Below are 18765 nucleotides of genomic sequence, written 5' to 3'. Positions count from 1 at the left end.
AACCCAAAGTTTTACCCAGTCAGATAAAATTATATAAATGGATGGAGGATTCAACCCATCTTTGCGCTCGACTAGAAAAAATTGAGAAGAGGATTTGAAGTTCTACTGCGAAATGTCACGAAAAAGAATAAGCAGGAGATTGAGTTTGTTGAGGGAGTACAATTATATGAGTTGTTCTTTGTAGGAACTGGACAAAGATCCAGCTACCCCATCAATCTCAAAGCCTTTTTTCCGATACAAAAGCATCTTCTTCTGTGAGGATAATGCATGAACGTTTCGGTTTTAGGAATTGTTTCACCAGCGGGTTCGGATCGAACGAAATTTGTTAACAGCCTCGTTACTCTGTTAAGGCACGATTTCGACTTTGATGTCCATTTAATTAAGCTCAATCAACTTATCTACGACAATAAACCCGAATTGAACGCTAAGATCTATAAGAACAAGATCGAGAAAATAAGAGATAAAATAAATGCTGGAAATGAAATCCGAATGACCTTTGACAATGATATATTCGCCTATTTCGGTGCAGTCGATGTAATTAGCGAGATAAATCTGATTTCAGATCCGGCACGAAGAACGATTTTTATTCTGGATCAGTTGAAACGTACTGAGGAGATCGAGTGTCTGAGGGCACTTTTTGGAAAATGCTATTTTTCAATTGGCATTGTGGCGCCAGAATCCGTTCGTCTTAGCAACTTGACCGAAGACGACCAGTCTCTAAGAGACAAGGCAGAAGATCTAATTTCAATCGACGAAAATGAAGGTGATCACTTCAAGAATAGCGAGGAACATTGTGATCTGGCCATCACTGACGATGCGAAAAAGCATGGTCAGCAGATCGCAAAGTGTGTCCTTGCATGTGACGTCCTGTTCGAGCACCGCTTTGATTCAAGCAATGTGTCCCGTTTTATGGACCTTCTCCTGGGGCATCCGTACCTTCCGCCCAGCCAAGATGAGTACCATTTGAACTTCGCTTTCGCCGCATCGCTTAAGTCATTAGACCTATCCCGACAAGTAGGGGCGGTGATTGTAAGCATGTCAGGCGAGGTCATAGGGGTTGGGTATAACGAAGTAAACAAATTCGGGGGCGGGCCATATTCTGGGATTCTAGATAGCGACAAAAACGATTACCTCATTGGTGCCGACCCCAACAAAATGATAATCAACAAGATCAAATCCGAACTTGGCGAGAAATTATTTCGAAAATTGAAGAATCAGAACGTTGGAAAAGAGGCAATTGATAAAGTCCTCAACTCGTCTATGATTAACGACCTCACTGAATTCCATCGAGCGACTCACGCAGAAATGAATGCAATCCTTTCGGCCCAGCGGTCGGGGCTTGACGTGAAGAATTCGACACTCTATTGCACAACCTTTCCCTGTCACAATTGTTGTAAACACATCATTTCATCTGGAATCACTCAGGTAATATATCTTGAGCCTTACAAAAAGAGCTATGCCGACAAACTACACGAACACGAGATTACTTACTCTGCAAGTCTCAGGGACGAACGGGTATTGTTCAGAAGCTTTTTTGGCGTAACTCATAATAGATTTGATGACCTCTTCTCAATTTCCTATGGATCCGGATATAAAGTCAGTCGAAAGGACGGGAACGACAAAAAGGTGGAATTCCAAAGAATGACCAGTCCGCTCAGATATTCATTAAACACAAAGACAATCCGTAAACTTGGAAAAATTCTGTCTGAGTCCTTAACAAACGGTGAAAAATTTGATAGTTCTATGTACCTGGAGTTTATAAAACAGAGCGTATGAAAAGACTTAAATTAGGAAATCAGATAAAGAGAGCTATTCAAGTTAACGAATTGGCGTATCGGCTTGAAAAAACATATCCCCATCTGGGTTTTTACGAAATTAACAGGCTCGTTAAAGAGCAACTTCAATTAAATCCAGTTGTGAAGTCACATCTTACTTTAATATCTTCTTTTCCACATGAACCAAAATCCACAGATGCTTCCACTTAAAAGTGATCTTCCGAACTTTATTTCGAAAATGAAAAACAACAAACGTCCCAATCGCAAAGCTGATCCAGAAAATGCAAAATTTTACCCCGTCAGATGAAGTTATATAATCAGATGAAGTTATATAAATGGACAGGGGCTTCAACCCATCTCTGTGCTTGACTAAAAAAAATTGAGAGGTGGATTTGAAGTTCTGCTGCGGAATGTCACATTTATCACGTACACATATAGATTCGTGTCGCCACCATTAAACCCAATGGGGGCGGTGGTTTGACTGGCTGACCTTGCTTTTCGGGAAGACTTTACAATTACAAAATCAACCCAGATCACATTTTCACTTCGGCCAGTTAAATTACGGCCGATTGGGTGGCAAGTGGAGATGGAATCAGTTTTTGCGGCCCTCAAGTTATTCAATCAATTTTCCTTCCACGATTTGCTCGATATCAATTTTTTTCCCTTCTCCATTTTTTTTGCTGTTGGAAGCTGTGACTGCACGGAAATTAGTTCCGTTCATCAAGATTTAGCATTTGATTCGACAACTTCTTTTAGATAGTCGTGCAATATAAAGAAATCTCGACTGAGGCCAACTCTTTTTGTTTGAGTCAGATCGAGCAGCTCATTTTTACCTTTAAACACCAAGTCATTGGGAATTTTGATTTTTTTGTTTCTGACGACTATTTTAAAATGCGGAAATCCGGTGAATTCAATGCTGTCTATTTCACTCAGCAGGCATTCAAAAATAACTTTTTCAAAATAATTTCTTACGATAAGCCTACCATCTTCGATGATCAGTGATCTCCCATTACAAATGATAGCAAGCCATCCAGCAAGTCCCAAAAGGATTAGTAATACCGCACCCCGGATATGGTCATGAATCTTAATTATATCTATGAGAAAAGTATGTTGAGAAACAAGAACTCCCAATCCAAATGCGATGGAAATATTCGAAACGATAGATAGAACAAAATAAATTGGCCCGGATTTCATTTCAACTTTCATTTTGTCTTCGCCTTCCTACATTCATTAAGTATTACGTCGGCTCCAATTTCGTAGGGCCTCATTGCGGTTGAAACCGCGATATCAGCTGCAATACTACCTCCAAGTAATGGTACAAGTCCCGATCCTATGCCTCCAAAGCCAGAAGATAAAAAAACTTAAGATAAATCAACATTTCCGATTACCGCTACTTGTCCGACTATATTTCCGGTAAAGCCACCTAACCCACCGCCAACAGCCCCAGAAAAAACTTCAGCTCCAATGCCAACACCTGCTATTTGCGCACCCCAACCAAACAGAGCCGCACCTGATCCTATGGCAAAACCACTTATGGCTCCTACGGTAACGCCATCGCCGAAAGAGTTGCCATTTGCGGTGGCAGAAATTCCACCGACAACACCCCCGACAGCAGCACCAATGATCCCAGAAGCAATTGGACTCAGTCCTGACAAATCAATCAAATTAATCGGGTCATTTACAACGTACCCATACAAATTTGTGTCACCACCATTGAACCCAATGGGATCCTTGCTCGTCCATCTTCCGGTTTGTGGATCATAGTCCCGGGCGCCGAACCTACCGAGCTTTGTGTGTCTATCGTAGAGTCCTCCGGCAAAGCCAAAGGGTTGGAAGCCTGGATTTGAATCGCTGAGGACAACTCCGAATTCATCGTATTCAATCTGCTGAGCGAGAGATCCCGATTCTGTATCAATAACAAACCTGGGGCTTCCCAGATGATCAGAAACGATTTTATAGGTTTTGTCCCCTTTGATCATGTAATCAGGAACATTGGATTTAGTTCCGTAAACGAATCGGCTGACAAGACGGCCTTCACTGTCTAAGAGGGCTGCGATCTGAAGCTGTGACTGATACAGATACTGCTCTGTCAGTTGGCCGTTGATCTTCTTGGCCACGCGTCGATTGAGGCCGTCTGTTAAGTAATCAATGGCTTTCCCATCCGGAAGAGTTACCGACACCAGGTTGCCAACTAAATCATAGTTGAACTGAGTTTGCAGCACTTGAGGCACATTAGGCGCATTGTTCGCATTAGGCCCGTTTGATCCGCCTGATTTATCTGTCACAAGCCTTAACTGACCACGAGGGTTGTAGGCGTACTCCCTCATGGAGTCAGAGAGGAGGCGATCCTGAGCGTCAAAGGAGGACGTGAGCTCTTTTCCACCTTTAATCTTTAATATGGGATTTCCGTTGAGGTCATATTCATATTTGCTAACCAATTCGTTATCTTTGTGAACAGACGACAACTGACCCGCTGGATTATAGGCATAAGAAAACTCAAATGGCTTTTTGCCAGCAGGAATTACTTTTCTATTTGTAATGCGGCCAAGATCATCTCTTGTGAGAGTCTCTTGATAGAGCTCCCGTTCATTAAAGCTTAGGGCCATCATTTTAAGCTCACCATACTCCTGATCATAGCCATAGGTCTCTTTGACCTTTCCGAGAGTGGAAGAAACTACAGATCCGGTGGCTGGGTCAAGACCAATTGTCGCCTCACCTGCCTGAGTGAGAAGGCCGTCGTCATCGTAGTTATAGGTGATCTCGCTCGAAGTTTGGTTCGAGCCTCCTTTGCTACCAGCCTGGATTCTAAGAGATTTCACCCTCAGGTCCTTGTTGTATCCAAATTCGAGGCTGTTCTCCTCGCCCCCAGCCAAAGAAATGGACTGTGATTTCGGCAAAGGTCCATAATAGCTAAATCTGTTGGTTACAGCATAGGGGGAGACGATCTGCTCAACCTGGGATCCTTGATTGTAGGAAAATGCGTAGAAGCCTTGAGGCGTGACGATGCGATCAAGCTGTCCGTCGGCTAAACCGTAGACAAACCAAAGTTGATCTCCGCTGGGATCAAGAATTTCTGTTAATTGCTTGTCCTTGTTGTAGAAATACTGAGTGTTGGTTGGGTTTTGATCACCAACAAGGGGTGCCAAATAACTTTCGATCAATTCAAAGAGGTTTAAACTGAACTGATGTGCTGGCCTGCCTGGAGGGGTGATTGCTGTGAGATTGCCATTTCGGTCATGATTGTATTCGATCACTCGTCCATCAGACTGAACCTGCTTTTTTACTCGTCCAGATTTGTCGTAGCTGAATCGAGTCTCTCGAGACAAGGGGTCTGTCACTGAGTCCAAATTTCCGCTCTCGTCATAACGAAAATCCGTTTGCCGTTTCCCTCGCTTAATTGCGATGGTCTGACCTTTGCTATTGTAGCGCCGTTCAAGAGGGAGATAGCTGCCCACTGTGGTACTCAATGGATTTCCCAAGGTATCCAGTTTGTAGGAAATCCGACGTCCCATTGGCGAGGTAACGGTCATCTGGCTTGTGTGGCGACCACTTTTAAGCTCAAAAACACTGGTCGTGGTTTTGCCATTCGTCGTAACTTGACTCGTGAGAGTGTTGTTATCGTAGTATCCCACTTTAATTTGATCAGGAATATCGTAAGAATAAAAGGTGTCTTGGGGAAACTGAGACAAGCCCTTTACAATTGTTCTACTACTGACTGGTACTGATAGCCGTCCATCAAATCGAGCACTTTTGCCAAATCTAGTGGTGGTTTCAAATTCGTTCGTAATATGAGTTTTCGAGTCGTCCGATTTATATTTTAGAACGGAGAATCTTCCATTGGCCTCGGTCCTTCTTCTCTCATAAAATCCGTCTTTCAGCTTGGATAAGACATAATAGGAGGCGCGACCAAGTGCCGTTTCCATTTCAGATCTATCTTTTTTTCTTCTGTCCCGTCTATCTGACCACTGAACAAGAGGGAATTACCCCCTGCTCCCAAGTCCCGTTCCAAGTAACCGAGATTATTGTAGGTAAATTGACTAAGTTGTCCCTGCGGTTTTTGAAACTCCGCCAATAATCCACCATTGAAATACTTCATCTGATATGTTTCTTGGGCTTCATTTGAGACAGAAGCTAAATAGCCTCTGTCTCCAACGACGAGAGAGGTTCTCCGATGAGATGGACCTACTATTTCAACCTTGCGACCATCTCTGATGAACTCAATTTTATTTTCGTAGGAATCAGTAATCTTAGAAATTCTTCCTTGTTCGTCATAGCTGAAAAAAAAGAGTATTGCTCCAGTACGACTATTTTTGGTCGTTGAGTGAGTTCCGTTTGAATTAAAAACATAGATCTCGGACCCGTTATCAGAAGGAAATGAAATTTTTTTGGTTCCATCCACCTTCTGTACTTTTCCATTTCCCAAATAAATGAGATTTTCATCCTTACTAAAATAGTGAAGATTGCTGAGTCCCCACCCTCCCAATCCAAGATAGTTCGGTTTAAAATTTCCTACAAATTTAACCCATCCATCTGATTTCTGACCGTCGATTGTGACTTTAGCCAACACTTTTCCAATGGGAAAAGTGCCTTGACTGTCTAACCCTTCCCAAAGGAAATCAAAACGGTCACTCTTTGTCGTGTCAATTTGAACACTGCTAGTCCGTCCTGCAAGAGACATATTTAACGTGGCGTTGGAAGAAGGTGGAGCCAGGTCTCGCAGAGGAACATGAAGCTGGTAGTCCCCCAAACGTCCTGGAACGCGATCGCTAAAATAGACCAAATCGAATGGAAGACCGATTATTGGAATCACCTCGCCAAGAGAGAGATTATCAACTTGAATGACCGAGCCGCATTGAATCTCAGGATGTTCTACCGGACTCGATGAAATTCCTGGTGGTAAAGATCCAGGGAGAACGGGCACCGGAGGTCTATAGTTGGATTCCTTCGGAGATAGAGGAAGCTTTACCAATGGGCCAACGGGATAGCCGACCTGAACATCGGGCTCCGACTTCAATAAAGGATTGGAAAATCCATTTTCAGGAAGTCTTTCTCCTGAATAGGACAAATTCCTACGGAGGCGTTCCGCTTGATCTAGCCTAGCTCGTTCCCCTTTCCGTGACTCCTCATCTGCCTTCTGTTGACGTTCCTCTCTCTCTCGATCGAGTCTCTCCTTCTCCCTCTCTCTATCTCTCCCGTAGTCATCACCAGGATTACCCGTCCCTCGGCTATCCGTGCCCTGACCGGGATTTCTTCCCTGTCCTTCACAATTTCCTACGCCTCCTCTACTGTCCACCGAAGCACAATATGTAAAACTCTGTCCCTTGGCGCCACTTACAAGACCCAAAAGAAAAACACTGGAAATCATGACTTCAAGAAAAGGCCTCATTGTAATTCCTCAAGATAATCGAATGTTTTCTTCAGAGCATTCACAACTCTCGAATCCTCAAATTTGCTCTTCGCCTCAAGCCAAAGAGTGTTCCACTGAGCTTTTTTATCCATCAATTTCGAGCGAGAATGATCGACGTTCTCCTTAAAGGCACTTGACACGAGCAACTCAGCCTGAGCCAAAAATATGACATCCAATTCATCACATAGAAATTGTATTTCTTCATGAGAATCAACATCGGCTTTCCAAGATGGAGTGTGTTTCATCTTCAATTTTAGGTCTTTTAATGCAACGAGCATCTCACGCAATCTATTTTTAGTCTCGATTAGATTATCATCATTCATATCCAGTAACATCGGACTGAGTTGAGCTCTCTTTTCTTGAGCAAGAACCGAAGCCGAGCGATAACTAAGGAGAAGCGTAGTCTCAATCAGTTTAGCTAGAGATATGGGATCCAATTTTTTTCCAGCACTAGCCAACAGGACAGATTCATTTGAGTTACTCAATTCTTTGATCGCTTGTTCCTCTGGATTTTTCGAACCCGCTTCTTTGAATTTATTAACGAGTTCAGACATTTTTGAAATGTACTGAATCATAGCTTTTGTATAGACATTGAATTTTTCTATGATTTTTTGATCAATATGATTTAATCGATCAATTTCACTTTGATTGCCATCATTTATCGATTTCATTCGAGCAAGCATGTCAGATAGAGACGCTCTTGTCTGAAGACAGGAATCCTTAAAGTACCTTCGGCCATCTTCTCCTGTTGCGAATCCATTAAAAGCCTTGATCTGTTCTCTAACAGCTTTAACAGACTTCTGCTGACTATCATATAAGTTCACAGTAACGATGATTACGGCCACTGCCAAGGCGACAGCAGCAGCTGCGGCCATTGCCGCGGCTGCCTGGCTGGCACTTGCAGTAGCGAATGTCGCCCATGTGCCACTCGCTGCTGAACCTGCTGAGGCAAACATGGCGCTACCTGTAACATATTGTAACGATATAATTAGGTTCACGTTATAAAGAGCTGCAAATTTTGCCAATTCTTCTTCGCTGCCATTTGTTCCAAATTCAACTTGTGGACCATTGTAGCCGGCCTGCTGTGGACTTCCGTATACGGGCGTATCAATCCTGATCGAGAAATCAGGAGATTTCATATAGAAATCCGGAAGCTTAGTTCCTGCTGAACCAAACCCAACGCCATATTGGCACAGAGAATCGAGTTTGGAGATAAAAGTCTGTGCCATTTTAAGTGGTACATTTTGTGCTTCAGCCAAGCTGATAATACGATGTTCAAAGCGAGATCGGCTTTTAGTTGTTGATTTCAAGATATCCTTAAATTGATTGTATAATGTTTGCATTTTATATCCGGCAATTCCGTTTTCATCATCCATATTTTCTCTAAATGTGACTTTCCAATTCTCGATACTTGCCCTTCTTGTGGTGCCCTCATTCTCCAGAATTTGAGACAATCCCTGAATTAGGTTCGATGAGTTCAGTTGAATAGCCTCAAAGAGCGTTGAGAGAAGAACGGCTTTAAAATGAGCCTCTGCCGTCTCCTTCATTTTTGAGTGAGTAAATTCAACGGTCACTGGGGTATCACTGGTATCGCTCGCCCTTGCGACTTTCGAATTTTGGATAAATAGAGAAATGGCCAAGAAGAGTGATATTGAATTTTTCATTCGCCTGACCTCGTTGGATTTTCCAAGCACTCACTCAGCCTGTCTAGATTGATTTTTTGGTATAGTTCAAAAAATGACTTAAAATGGCCATTGTAACTGGACTCTACAATTTCCGATGTACCCAGGTAATGGCGGCTTTCAATTTCTGATAGCCCGTTCAGGTAACCCTTTACATACTGTCCCTCGAACTGGGATAAAAAACGCCGTAACGTAAGCCCTAGATTTTGCCCTGCTAGTTCCATTTGGCTAGTGATTTGGTCGATCTCTGAATAATCAGTTTTATCACCTCCATTTTCTTCGAATGATTCAATCTCAACGTGAAAATGGACGTTGAATTTCATAACGAGCGAGTGGAAGTTCTTTAGTGCATTTCGGAAGTCCTCATAAGATTTCGTGTCGTCTATTCGTGGAATAGCATTAGTCTCGCGTAAGATCCTGTTGATATGAAATGCAATCCCCTTCTCTTTATAACTTTTTCCCAGATCGTCTATAGCTTTCACATCCACTGATCCATTACGAATCTCGCGGGTAATTTTGTAAAGTTGTTCTGAAATCGTCTTCAAATAGATAGCAATTTGTGGGATATTGTTCCCATTCAATTCAAGAATTTTCAAAATTTTATCTAATTGCTGTCGCAATCTCAAGTATGCCGTTATTAAACCGATTTTACCGTCTTCCATCAAAAACGGATATTCCTTGCACATGGAACGAGTTGAATCCAGGATTGACTGCGAAATGGAGTATCTAGCCATGTAGCCAATATCAGCCAGTATGTGGTCGTAGTCTCTGATGGAATCATTTTTCCAACTAGAAATGACTTCGTTATTTATGCTCTCGATTGCAGCCAGTATTGATTTGAGATCATTTATGTCATTATTGAACAATAATTTATGAATCGTCGGGCGGGCCGTCAAACATCCCGTAAATAGCATTGCTTGGCGTCTCAGAGATCCATCTTTATTTCGGTCGCTTGAATTTAATCCGGACTTCAGAGCGGACAAAATTCGGTCAGGTGAAAACGATTGTTGATCGCCACCTAGAGATGTCTTGATAATCTGATCACACCTATTATATCCAAAAATGTGACCTTTAGTTCGGAAACTAAATCAATATCTGATCCGGTATCTTCAAACTCTAGTTCGAGAGTTATTTCATCTCCAGGCTTTACATAAAAATAGTGCACAGGTTGGTAGACCATTCCATCTCCGAGAGCAAGTCCACCATTTATTTTTGAATAGACATTTTTTATTTTGAATTTTGGATCGATCCCAGCAATTCGTTTGGTCAAATTTTCAATTTCTACAATCCAAACATTTGACGGCACAACTATGTTAACGGATGAATGTACCTTAGAGGTAGCACTGTCAATTCTGTAATGCCAGGATCGTGTATTACATGCTCTACGATTATAAAATTCGACTCCCTTTCCAACGTTCCTTTTGAATTTCAGGTGAAAGGAATAGTCTTCTTTGTCATAGTTAAAATTCCAATCAACCGATTGATTTTCAACTTTCTCCTGAACACTACGCTTTTCGTCAATTGTATTATAAAGTGCTGCAGATCCCTGATTAGTTTGATATGTCACTTCTTCTTTTGTCTGGTCGGAATCGAAGGCAGAAGTGGAGTTCTTTCCAAAGCAACCCCATTTTATTGGATGGTGTTCTTCGTATCCGTAGGAGGCCGATCCACTGATGCTAACGGAAGTTGAAACTTCGCCGGGCGTGGCTTCTGCCCGAATATTCCATATAAATTGAGGTATTGCCAGAACAACAAAATACTTCGCCAGGCTAGTTGATTTTAGACCTATCTTAGTGATTTCAGAAATACTCAAATATGCCTTTCTATTTATCTTTCGAACGTACTCAATGTTGCAGAACAGAAAGGTCTCTTTCCTCTGCGGTGAAGATTGAATCGAGGTTTGACAAAATTCGGAATGTCCCTCTTCAGACATCCTCACTTCATTGATAGATTCACGATTGGAAAGAAGAATTCTGGCCTTTTTGGAATAGCTCTGTGTCACTCTGCCTCCCCACGCACCAAGAACTTCAATAGATCATTGAGTTCGGGATCATTCGCTTGTTGACTGCGTTCCGCGTTTGATTTTGCAGACATAACGCTTTCCATCTTATCAATTCCGTGATCATACTTTAAATCCAAGAGCCAATTGATCAGGCTATTGATGACTCCTGATCGTCTTGCAATATCAATTTCCAAATCAATATCGTAGCCATTTTGAAGAATAAGCAGTCTCAAAGCTATGCCAAGTACCACGTCGCTGAACTCGGTTAACTCCGGCTGAGTTGGCTCTCTGTCGGGAACAACAGGACTTGGCTTTTGCAATCTATTGTTCTCGTATTGGAACTCAAAACCAAGAACTGTCCACAGATTGAGGTCTCTAGAATAGCCACAATTACTCTCCAAATATTTTCCCATTTCATTAAAGTGAGAGGAGCCCCGATTTGTGCTACCAAGACTAAATAGAAAACGAGATATGTCTTTGCAGTTACTGTCCTCAATTCTCAAGAGGCTCTCGACTTTTCTCAACCACGAGACAGGTTCAATTTTGGAATTGTTCTCAATGAATGCAGCTATTATGCGCAAATTGTGTTCATTTTGAGTTATGATTGGGACACTATTTTTCCGCTCCTATTTGATCGGAAAAGACTCGGAATGACAAAGGTGTTAAGTTCGTTACGTGTGGGTCTTCCAGTTAATTGCTTAAGGGTGTCATGGATGTCCTTGATATTGTCTCCGGCAGAATAGTCGGAGGAAAGTTCCTTAGAAACGCGTATTCTGATTTCATTTTTTGAGAGTAGGAGCTCGGCAGAGTCATTAAGTTTTTCACAAGCATCGGTCTTGACACCAGAAAATCCCATAGAACGAATGTTGCTTAAAAAGTGGCACTCAATTTGTAGCTGAGAAAATCGATCCATGGCGATTCTAATCCCAATATCATGTGCCAACCAACTTGCAACATCGCTCGAACTACCAGTCAGATCGCTTTCGACAATACCCACTAGCATAAAATAGGAGCTGAGAATGTATTTTTGGAGATCAAGAAGGTAGGTAAGATAGAGACCTGGCAAATTGTCCTCTCCGAGTGATTTTAGCGATCGAGTGAGGCTTGTAGGGATCCACTTCATATGGACAAGACTTGGTTTCTGTCCGTTTTCATATTCTAATAGGCGACTTCTAAGGGTGGGCCAATGACAAATAATTCGGTTCTTCGTGTTGAGATGGTCTCTATCGCATAAGGAGCTGATCCGAGTCTCAAGAACACTCTCTATTTCCTTATCTGAAAGAGCTGTCTTTTCAGTGTAGTTTTGACAATCGAAATCTTTTTTAATTTCCGCTTTAAATTTATCCGCAATATCACTCGCCCATTTTCCTGACTTTAATCTTGCGAGCGAGTCGTTAAAATATTGGGATCTCAATCTGTGTACCGTGGCCTCGCATGCTAGAATTCTGCTTTGCGCAGAAGAACTCTCATTGTTGGAAGCGGCAGTTTTGTTGAGATTTAATGCGTGATCGTGTTTTAAATAGCGTTTGATCACACTTAGTGTCAAATTGTGAAAAAGTGTTTGAGATTCCTTGTAGGTCTTTTCAATCAAGGAGGACAATTGTTCCAGGTGTTGAGCGTTTTTTTCAAACTTCTGAAGATTGCACGTTTTATAATGATTAAGGTCCAGAACAAATAGATAAAAGTTAGTAGACAGGATAGACCAGTTTGCTATGCAAGTGTCCTTAGAGGTGTCGGTATTTCCAGTTAGACACGAATCAAATGAATCCCAGAGGTTATTTGAAATATTGCTCTCCTGGGCCCAATAGTTAAACATATTTTTTGGATTCAAAAGACCTTTCTGTACAGTATCCTTAACCTGCGAATGAAAAGCTTCTCCAAGCAAATATTTTTGCCTGCTTTCATCACCGCAAATTACGGAGGCTTCGGATCCATGAGATACAGTGGAAAAGCTTCCAATTAGGATGAGAAAAATAAAGTGTACCATTTTAGCGCTTCTTCCCAGTTAATAGGTCACTGACGGATAGATATATAGTCTTGATTCTGTTTAGGAAATCGATCCCATTCTTTGTTAGGATTTCTTGATTTTTTGATGAATCTTCCACTGAATTGATAAGCAATTGCAAATCGTGCAAACTGTTATTACTGACCTGATCAATGAAGCCATCCAAGGTGATCTTTAGATTTTCGTATGCGTACCTTTTACCCTCCAAGCGACCTTTCGTTTCAGTCCACGCTATTTTGTCAAGTTCACTTCTCTCTGATTCAGAAAATGATCCGCGAATCTGGATGTATGATTTAGCGAAATCAATTAGAGTGATACGGTCGTTAAAGAATCTTTTATCCAATCCAGCCGAGACAACTCGGAAGCCATCTACCGCTTCCTTGCTGATATTTTGGAAGTCGATGAGCTTCTTCTTGAGATTTCCGATTTCTTCGGTTTTTGCTTTGAGATGCTCTTTCAGTGCCTCGTGTTCTGTGATTCTCGTTTCGATCTCCTTAATACGGACTTCTATCGCTTTGGCCAGCTCATCCATACGACCCTTCTGAATACTATTTTCTGCGTCGATCTTTGCCGGCATAGCATCTTTTTGTGCTTTAATTGTCTGTATTTCCTGCCTCGCTGAGGCGATCTGGTGAAGAATGGCCTCGCGGCCGCGAGGCGCGGTGGCAAGGGTTGTTTCTCCAGTTAGAAATGAAGGGTCCATTGTACGGATCAGTTGCTCGCTCAATGCTGAGTTGAGTGCAAAATCCATCGTGATTTGAGCGATTTGATTGAGCAATTTTTCCTCTTCTTTCAATTTTGTCTCTGAGGTCTGAATAAACTGAAAAAGACGCTCTTCATTAGCCCGGAATTCCTTAACATATGGGCTCTGCGCCGCCTGGTTTAACAGGGTGGCCGATTTCATATACCTATTGACAATCGAATTTTCGTCCTCTGATAACACTTGAGTTGCAAGAGTTAGCCAATCCATATCAGGATCATTTGGGTTTGGAGGACCATCGGCCAGGGAAACAGTCCTCAATATTAATTTTAGAGAGATAAAGGGATCGGGTCCTTCGTAAGACCACGGGAGGTGTGATTTTTTATTGAAATAGTTAAAATCTGATAGGGATTCTAAAAGGCCCGAGCTCTTTGCCATGAACTGTTGAGCATTTTCCTTCATCAATTCATTTTCACCAGAAGCAGCTTGAACTAAAGCCCTCACTGCCAATAGAGGAAGATCAGCCTCGCGATGTTGGTTTGAAAGATTTTTGAGAGTATTGATGAATTCGATTCTGGACTGTTTAAGAATTTCCAAACGCTCCCGAAAAGCTTGCCTTTCAGCGGCCAAAGCTGCATTTACGCTTTGCAGCTCTGCGGCGGCTTCCTGCTCCTGTTTCTTCTGGATCATGTATATGATAGCTTGTGCATAAGCGTCACTTCTCATATGGTTGCCTTCAGCAAGCGAAGTTTGTTGGGTCAATGAAAATAGGATCAGACTCAAGGCTGCGGATAGTTTCAAAATCAGGAGTGTTCCGCTATGCAGGGACCAAATTTTGTTTGCAGAGGTTGATTGAGTGTTAGGCGACAATTGATCTTCAATTGTCCTAAAAAGGGCTATTTCTCTAATATGTTCTGATAATTTCACCAATTGACGCCTCACAAAGAGTTCTCCTTAAATAATCGACCTCATAGAACAAAAGAGGTCTATGGCAGTCTGTGATTGCGGGATAAATCGATTTTGTTGTTTGCGAGGAGTAGGCCACTTGGATTCGATTTCAAACTGAGATCATAAATCGTGGAAAATGTGTTTTCGTTTGAAGACTTACAGATAGGTGATGTTTAATTTTGTCTTTGTAAGGTTGCTGTCGAACACTTTCGAATGTGCCGACAAATGGCAATTTAAAGAGCTTGCTCGACAACATTTTTGCAACATCAGATTGATTTCGATCAAAGTTCCACTTCTTTTTTTTTGAAGCCAATTTCGCTGATGAATTGAAATCGATACCAGGTGGACGGAGGAGAACACGGAGACAAGAAGGATTTTTGAATGCTCAATCGAATTTAGCGAATTTGAATTTCCATCGCTCTTGGTGGTGGCTCATGATGGTAGGCCGTAATGCCTTGTGGATTCGATCGGGAGTTACAATTCGAGCTGGAGACAATGAAATTCGAGCTGGAGACGATGGGGATGTCACCTGAGACTTGTTGTGATCAGGAATTAGTCAAATGGGATGCATTTCTTGAAAGAGTGCTCAAATCAGGGAACAGTCCGACAGATGGGGATTCTAAGCCCCAGACTGGCTTTGTTTCGAATTGGCACAGCATTAGCATAGGATGTCAGTACCTGATATGAACGAGCTTTAAACGCTTTAAGGTGACATTGAAGATGAATTTCAAAATAAAAACTACAATGAGCGTCGATCCCATTTACTATTTGGCTCTATTGATTTGCTTGAAGTCCTTTTGTTTGGGGCTTGGATTTTCAAAGGCCTATGCGCAATCCGGGTTGCCTCCCGGGGATTGGATAATCAATTCAAAGACGGGAAAGCCAGAGCCGTTTTTTTCGGACCACAAAAGGACCGACTTTGTGAAGGGCTGTGAGAATTCACCAGCCAATGCCAAAAATCTCCAGCAGCTGGGAAGATTTATTCCAACTGCGATTATGGGAAATGACGGACGTTGCCCATTTTTCTTTGATGAAAATTCAAGTGAAGAAGATAAGGCCTTGTTTGGGGTTGGTGAAATCGGGGACTACAGTCGCAAGTGTAGAGCTAAGGGCGGAGGAGTTTGCACAGGCACTGGCCACTTAGTTATGGACGGAGATATTGTAATTACGGCAGCTCATGTATTTTTGAATCATATTGACGGTGAAATCGATAAGTACAGTGATGGGAAAGGCTTCAAGTTTTCAACAAAAGTCTGGATTCCAAAGGAATTAAGAAAAGATCCAGATGTGGCTTATGAGTGGAGAAGCTATGAAATTGAGTCGATTCAGTACGGAAGTCAGAATCCGAGAGAGCTCAGACATAAGGATTATGCCTTTGTAAAACTGAAAGAGCCTGTCGGGGTTTCGGTTGGAAAAAGGGATGCTAATGGAAAAATTGGGAAGAAAGTACCAGTTGATCGAAAGCACTGGCCCAAACCTCTTGCCTTTAAGCCTCTCGATGATACGCGCTTTTCGAAAAAAATTGAGATGGTGAGTCTGAGAGATGAGAACGGTAAAATCAAGGACTCTCCTTTTTACAAAAACTGTGAGCCTTTTAATATTTATAGAAACCCTGACTCGGATTTAGGACCGGCGATCAAGAATGTCTTGATTCATGACGGCGATACTCTCGATAGATCTTCTGGTTCAGCACTTGCAGTACGTGATGAACATGGAGTTTTGACATTTACCGGTGTACATGGCGGAAATAGGCTGCTTCCTAATGCTACAGATACGGAAGGCGATTTTCACATTGAAAATCGCGTAAATTTAGCGGTTGACGGAAATTCCTTTTACGAGGAATTCATCAATTTTCGAAAGAAGTTCGGTCGAAGTGAACCGAAGCAAAATGGTAACGCAACGAGATCCATTTAACAATTAATTTGATTCAGATCACGGTCTTGGTTTAAGTCTCAAATTGAGACGAGATAGATCCAAAATATCAAACACTTAGGCGTAAATGAAACTCTCTCTTATAATTTTTGATACAGGATCAGTTTACCTGTAAAATCAAATTTAAGAGCAGGCAAATTTCCGTAAAGAACCTTCATCCTGCCAGAAGTCCCTGAGTGGTGGAGAACTTTTTGAATATATCAAAGGCTTCTGGATTGAGTGGTGGTGATAAGTTCCGTTTTGTCGTTTGCGCTCTTGTCTCTGTTTTTGCCTGTTTGATTCCAAAAGTGTCTCACGCCTTGAGTTGCCCTGCTGGCATCACTGAAAAGTATGGACACTGTGGAACAAGAAATCCGGACGGTACTTTTTTGCCCGCCTTTCGATTGACTCCTGCAAATCTGGCCTATTTCGAGAAGAATCGCTCCTATGGAGGGGATTTTGATACTTTTCCAGATCCAATTAATTGGAATGCGATTCCACGGCCTAGCAAGAAAATAGAAGATGGCGGAGGATCTGCCGGATGCTTAGATTTCGATCCCACCTGCGGCTCGAACCAAACCCCTCAAACTCCTCGAAGTAGGACTTCACAATCTCCACGAGGTTCGGGGTCAGATCCTGCTACGAAACCATCAGAGAAAGGGACCACGACGAAGAATGGCTCCGGCAAATCCTCAGGACAAAAAGATGATGCAGATGCAAAGGACTCAGAGAAAGCTAGCAAGTCTTCATCGAAAGATGAATCCTCTTCAACTCAAACAGCCTCTTGCTGGTCAGCTGACTCAGGCCAAGTCAAAGGCAAGGCCATGTGCGATGACAATGGGGAGCCGTCTTGTTGGATGAAAGAGTCGCAAAAGCAAGATGGACTGCCTCAGTGCGGATCCGATGGACGACCGATGAGCACAGTAGCGAATGAAGATGCAGGTCAAGCGGAATCAGACTCCACTGTTGGAATGAATGATACCATTCAGGGATTTCCTCAGGCACCGGAAGTTGAGAGTGATAGAGCCTACTGCGAAGAGGCTCACAAAAAAGCCTATACCTGTTGCAATGATCCGGTGAAGTGTGTGTCAGGTCTTGATGGACCGAGTGCGAGTTCGATAACAGCCATGGGAACACTCTTAGTTGGAGCCGCTGGTATGGTCTCCATGGGTGGGGCTTCGGGAGGCGATTCTGCGGGAATTGCCAAGAGCTGTGAGTTTATGAAACTTGTAGCCCTCGGAGGGGCTGGAGCCAATACGGCTTTGGGAGCAAAGTGCTTTTCTGATAAGGGCACTTGCGAAGATAAGTGCCAGGAAGTGTCGAATAAGTACCGCAGAGTTTTAACCGAATGCAGTCAATTGGACACGGTCTTCAGGGCAAACGGTGGAAAAGGTGCCAAGTGCCCTGAGAGCTTGGTCAGTGATTACAGAGCCGCTCAAGCCAATGCAGATGGAAGAGGCACTCGGTGTACGGGCTATAACTCAAATGTGGCGGCCATGGGAGGACAAGCGGCTCAATCAGCTGCAGCGAGTGGATTTGCCGATCTTTGCCAACAAGCCGCCACGAATCAAGTGACAGGATTTCCCAACATTGACCAGCAGCCTGTTTTTAACGGAGACTGTAACGATCCCGTCAACGCTTCAAATCCAATCTGTGTTAATTGCCGAGGACCCAATGCTCAATCCGATCCTCTTTGTTCAGGATTAAGCGGAGGCAGTGCCTCGACCGGGAGCGGATCAGGAAGTGGGAGTTCATTTCAGAACACAGGATTTGGAACCAGAGCGGCTGACGGCAGTGACCTCAGTGTTACCGACACGAATGCACAAGTGCAAGCTCCCATCTTTGGTGAGGGATTGGGAGAAGAGGCAAGGGCCAATGCCATTCCCAATAACGGTGGAGGATTTGCCGGGGGCGGAGGCGGCGGAGGAAGTGCTATGCCCTACTCGGGAGGGGGTGGTGGCTATGGAGGCCCCGGCTATGATACTGACGTTTTAAAGGGCATCGGTGGTGGTGGAGGCTATACTTCAAGTCCTCTTGGAGCCGAATCTCGAGAGGGATATTCCAGCTTTAGTGGTGTTCTTGAAAACGGAAAGCGAAGTGACAATCCCTTTGATAAATTCGATCTAAAACAATATCTGCCGGGAGGGAAAAAATACGGTGACCCTTCGCGAAGTCCTGCGGCAACAAATGAATGGAAGAGAAACCCTGAAATCGGCAGCGCTCACCAAAATATCTTTGAGACAATCAGCCGTCGCTATCGAATCATGTGCCTTCAAGGGCGCTTAATTGGCTGTGAAAAACGGCAGTGAGGTCAGCACCTAAAAAACAAAGGGGC

Annotated in this window: 13 protein-coding genes; 4 read left to right on the top strand and 9 right to left on the bottom strand. The window is 43.0% G+C overall.

Annotated elements, in window-relative coordinates; translation table 11 throughout:
- Positions 1-267: 267 nt before the first annotated feature.
- On the top strand, positions 268-1776 hold the full coding sequence (locus IPL83_07510) for a hypothetical protein (GenBank protein ID MBK9038992.1): 1509 nt from the start codon (positions 268-270) through the stop codon (positions 1774-1776).
- Between the two features lie 719 nt (positions 1777-2495).
- Here IPL83_07510 and IPL83_07505 read toward each other — a convergent pair.
- The 9 genes from IPL83_07505 to IPL83_07465 all read right to left on the bottom strand — a co-directional run bounded on the left by IPL83_07505 (position 2496) and on the right by IPL83_07465 (position 14513).
- A complete protein-coding gene (locus IPL83_07505) occupies positions 2496-2981 on the bottom strand; it encodes a hypothetical protein (GenBank protein ID MBK9038991.1) in 486 nt (161 codons plus the stop codon).
- Positions 2982-3136: 155 nt separating this feature from the next.
- Positions 3137-5698, bottom strand: a complete 2562-nt coding sequence (locus IPL83_07500) for an RHS repeat-associated core domain-containing protein (GenBank protein MBK9038990.1) — start codon at positions 5696-5698, stop codon at positions 3137-3139.
- Entirely contained in the window at positions 5650-7161 is a 1512-nt protein-coding gene (locus tag IPL83_07495) for a hypothetical protein (protein MBK9038989.1), read from the bottom strand. Before IPL83_07495 ends, IPL83_07500 begins: the two co-directional genes overlap by 49 nt.
- Positions 7158-8846: a hypothetical protein gene (locus tag IPL83_07490; protein MBK9038988.1), complete on the bottom strand. Its 1689-nt coding sequence runs from the start codon at positions 8844-8846 to the stop codon at positions 7158-7160. Before IPL83_07490 ends, IPL83_07495 begins: the two co-directional genes overlap by 4 nt.
- Positions 8843-9778 (bottom strand): hypothetical protein, encoded by a 936-nt coding sequence (locus tag IPL83_07485; GenBank protein ID MBK9038987.1) that lies wholly within the window; start codon positions 9776-9778, stop codon positions 8843-8845. Before IPL83_07485 ends, IPL83_07490 begins: the two co-directional genes overlap by 4 nt.
- A gap of 104 nt (positions 9779-9882) precedes the next feature.
- Positions 9883-10866 carry a hypothetical protein gene (locus tag IPL83_07480; GenBank protein MBK9038986.1) on the bottom strand — a complete coding sequence of 328 codons (984 nt, stop codon included), beginning with the start codon at positions 10864-10866 and terminating at the stop codon, positions 9883-9885.
- A complete protein-coding gene (locus IPL83_07475) occupies positions 10863-11447 on the bottom strand; it encodes a hypothetical protein (GenBank protein ID MBK9038985.1) in 585 nt (194 codons plus the stop codon). The genes IPL83_07480 and IPL83_07475 overlap by 4 nt, the downstream gene beginning before the upstream one ends.
- 17 nt (positions 11448-11464) lie before the next feature.
- Positions 11465-12853, bottom strand: coding sequence for a hypothetical protein (locus IPL83_07470; protein ID MBK9038984.1), 1389 nt, complete (start codon positions 12851-12853; stop codon positions 11465-11467).
- 1 nt (position 12854) lies between these two features.
- A complete protein-coding gene (locus IPL83_07465; GenBank protein ID MBK9038983.1) occupies positions 12855-14513 on the bottom strand; it encodes a hypothetical protein in 1659 nt (552 codons plus the stop codon).
- A 383-nt stretch (positions 14514-14896) separates the two neighbouring features.
- Between IPL83_07465 and IPL83_07460 the strand changes: the two genes are divergently transcribed.
- The 3 genes from IPL83_07460 to IPL83_07450 all read left to right on the top strand — a co-directional run bounded on the left by IPL83_07460 (position 14897) and on the right by IPL83_07450 (position 18739).
- The gene (locus IPL83_07460) at positions 14897-15052 is read left to right on the top strand and encodes a hypothetical protein (protein ID MBK9038982.1); all 156 of its coding nucleotides are present in this window, start codon (positions 14897-14899) and stop codon (positions 15050-15052) included.
- Between the two features lie 187 nt (positions 15053-15239).
- Entirely contained in the window at positions 15240-16433 is a 1194-nt protein-coding gene (locus IPL83_07455; protein MBK9038981.1) for a hypothetical protein, read from the top strand.
- 209 nt (positions 16434-16642) lie between these two features.
- Entirely contained in the window at positions 16643-18739 is a 2097-nt protein-coding gene (locus IPL83_07450; protein MBK9038980.1) for a hypothetical protein, read from the top strand.
- Positions 18740-18765: the final 26 nt, after the last annotated feature.

Source organism: Bdellovibrionales bacterium, assembly GCA_016716765.1.
Taxonomy (GTDB): Bacteria; Bdellovibrionota; Bdellovibrionia; order Bdellovibrionales; family UBA1609; genus JADJVA01.
The sequence above is the reverse complement of the archived record's forward strand: the minus strand, read 5'-3'. Positions and strand labels throughout refer to the sequence as shown.

What these genes read in the sequence shown, in the direction of transcription:
- IPL83_07510 (MBK9038992.1), top strand. Translation starts at nt 268, where the DNA reads ATGAACGTTTCGGTTTTAGGAATTGTTTCACCAGCGGGTTCGGATCGA.
- IPL83_07505 (MBK9038991.1), bottom strand. Translation starts at nt 2,981, where the DNA reads ATGAAAGTTGAAATGAAATCCGGGCCAATTTATTTTGTTCTATCTATC.
- IPL83_07500 (MBK9038990.1), bottom strand. Translation starts at nt 5,698, where the DNA reads ATGGAAACGGCACTTGGTCGCGCCTCCTATTATGTCTTATCCAAGCTG.
- IPL83_07495 (MBK9038989.1), bottom strand. Translation starts at nt 7,161, where the DNA reads ATGAGGCCTTTTCTTGAAGTCATGATTTCCAGTGTTTTTCTTTTGGGT.
- IPL83_07490 (MBK9038988.1), bottom strand. Translation starts at nt 8,846, where the DNA reads ATGAAAAATTCAATATCACTCTTCTTGGCCATTTCTCTATTTATCCAA.
- IPL83_07485 (MBK9038987.1), bottom strand. Translation starts at nt 9,778, where the DNA reads ATGCTATTTACGGGATGTTTGACGGCCCGCCCGACGATTCATAAATTA.
- IPL83_07470 (MBK9038984.1), bottom strand. Translation starts at nt 12,853, where the DNA reads ATGGTACACTTTATTTTTCTCATCCTAATTGGAAGCTTTTCCACTGTA.
- IPL83_07455 (MBK9038981.1), top strand. Translation starts at nt 15,240, where the DNA reads ATGAATTTCAAAATAAAAACTACAATGAGCGTCGATCCCATTTACTAT.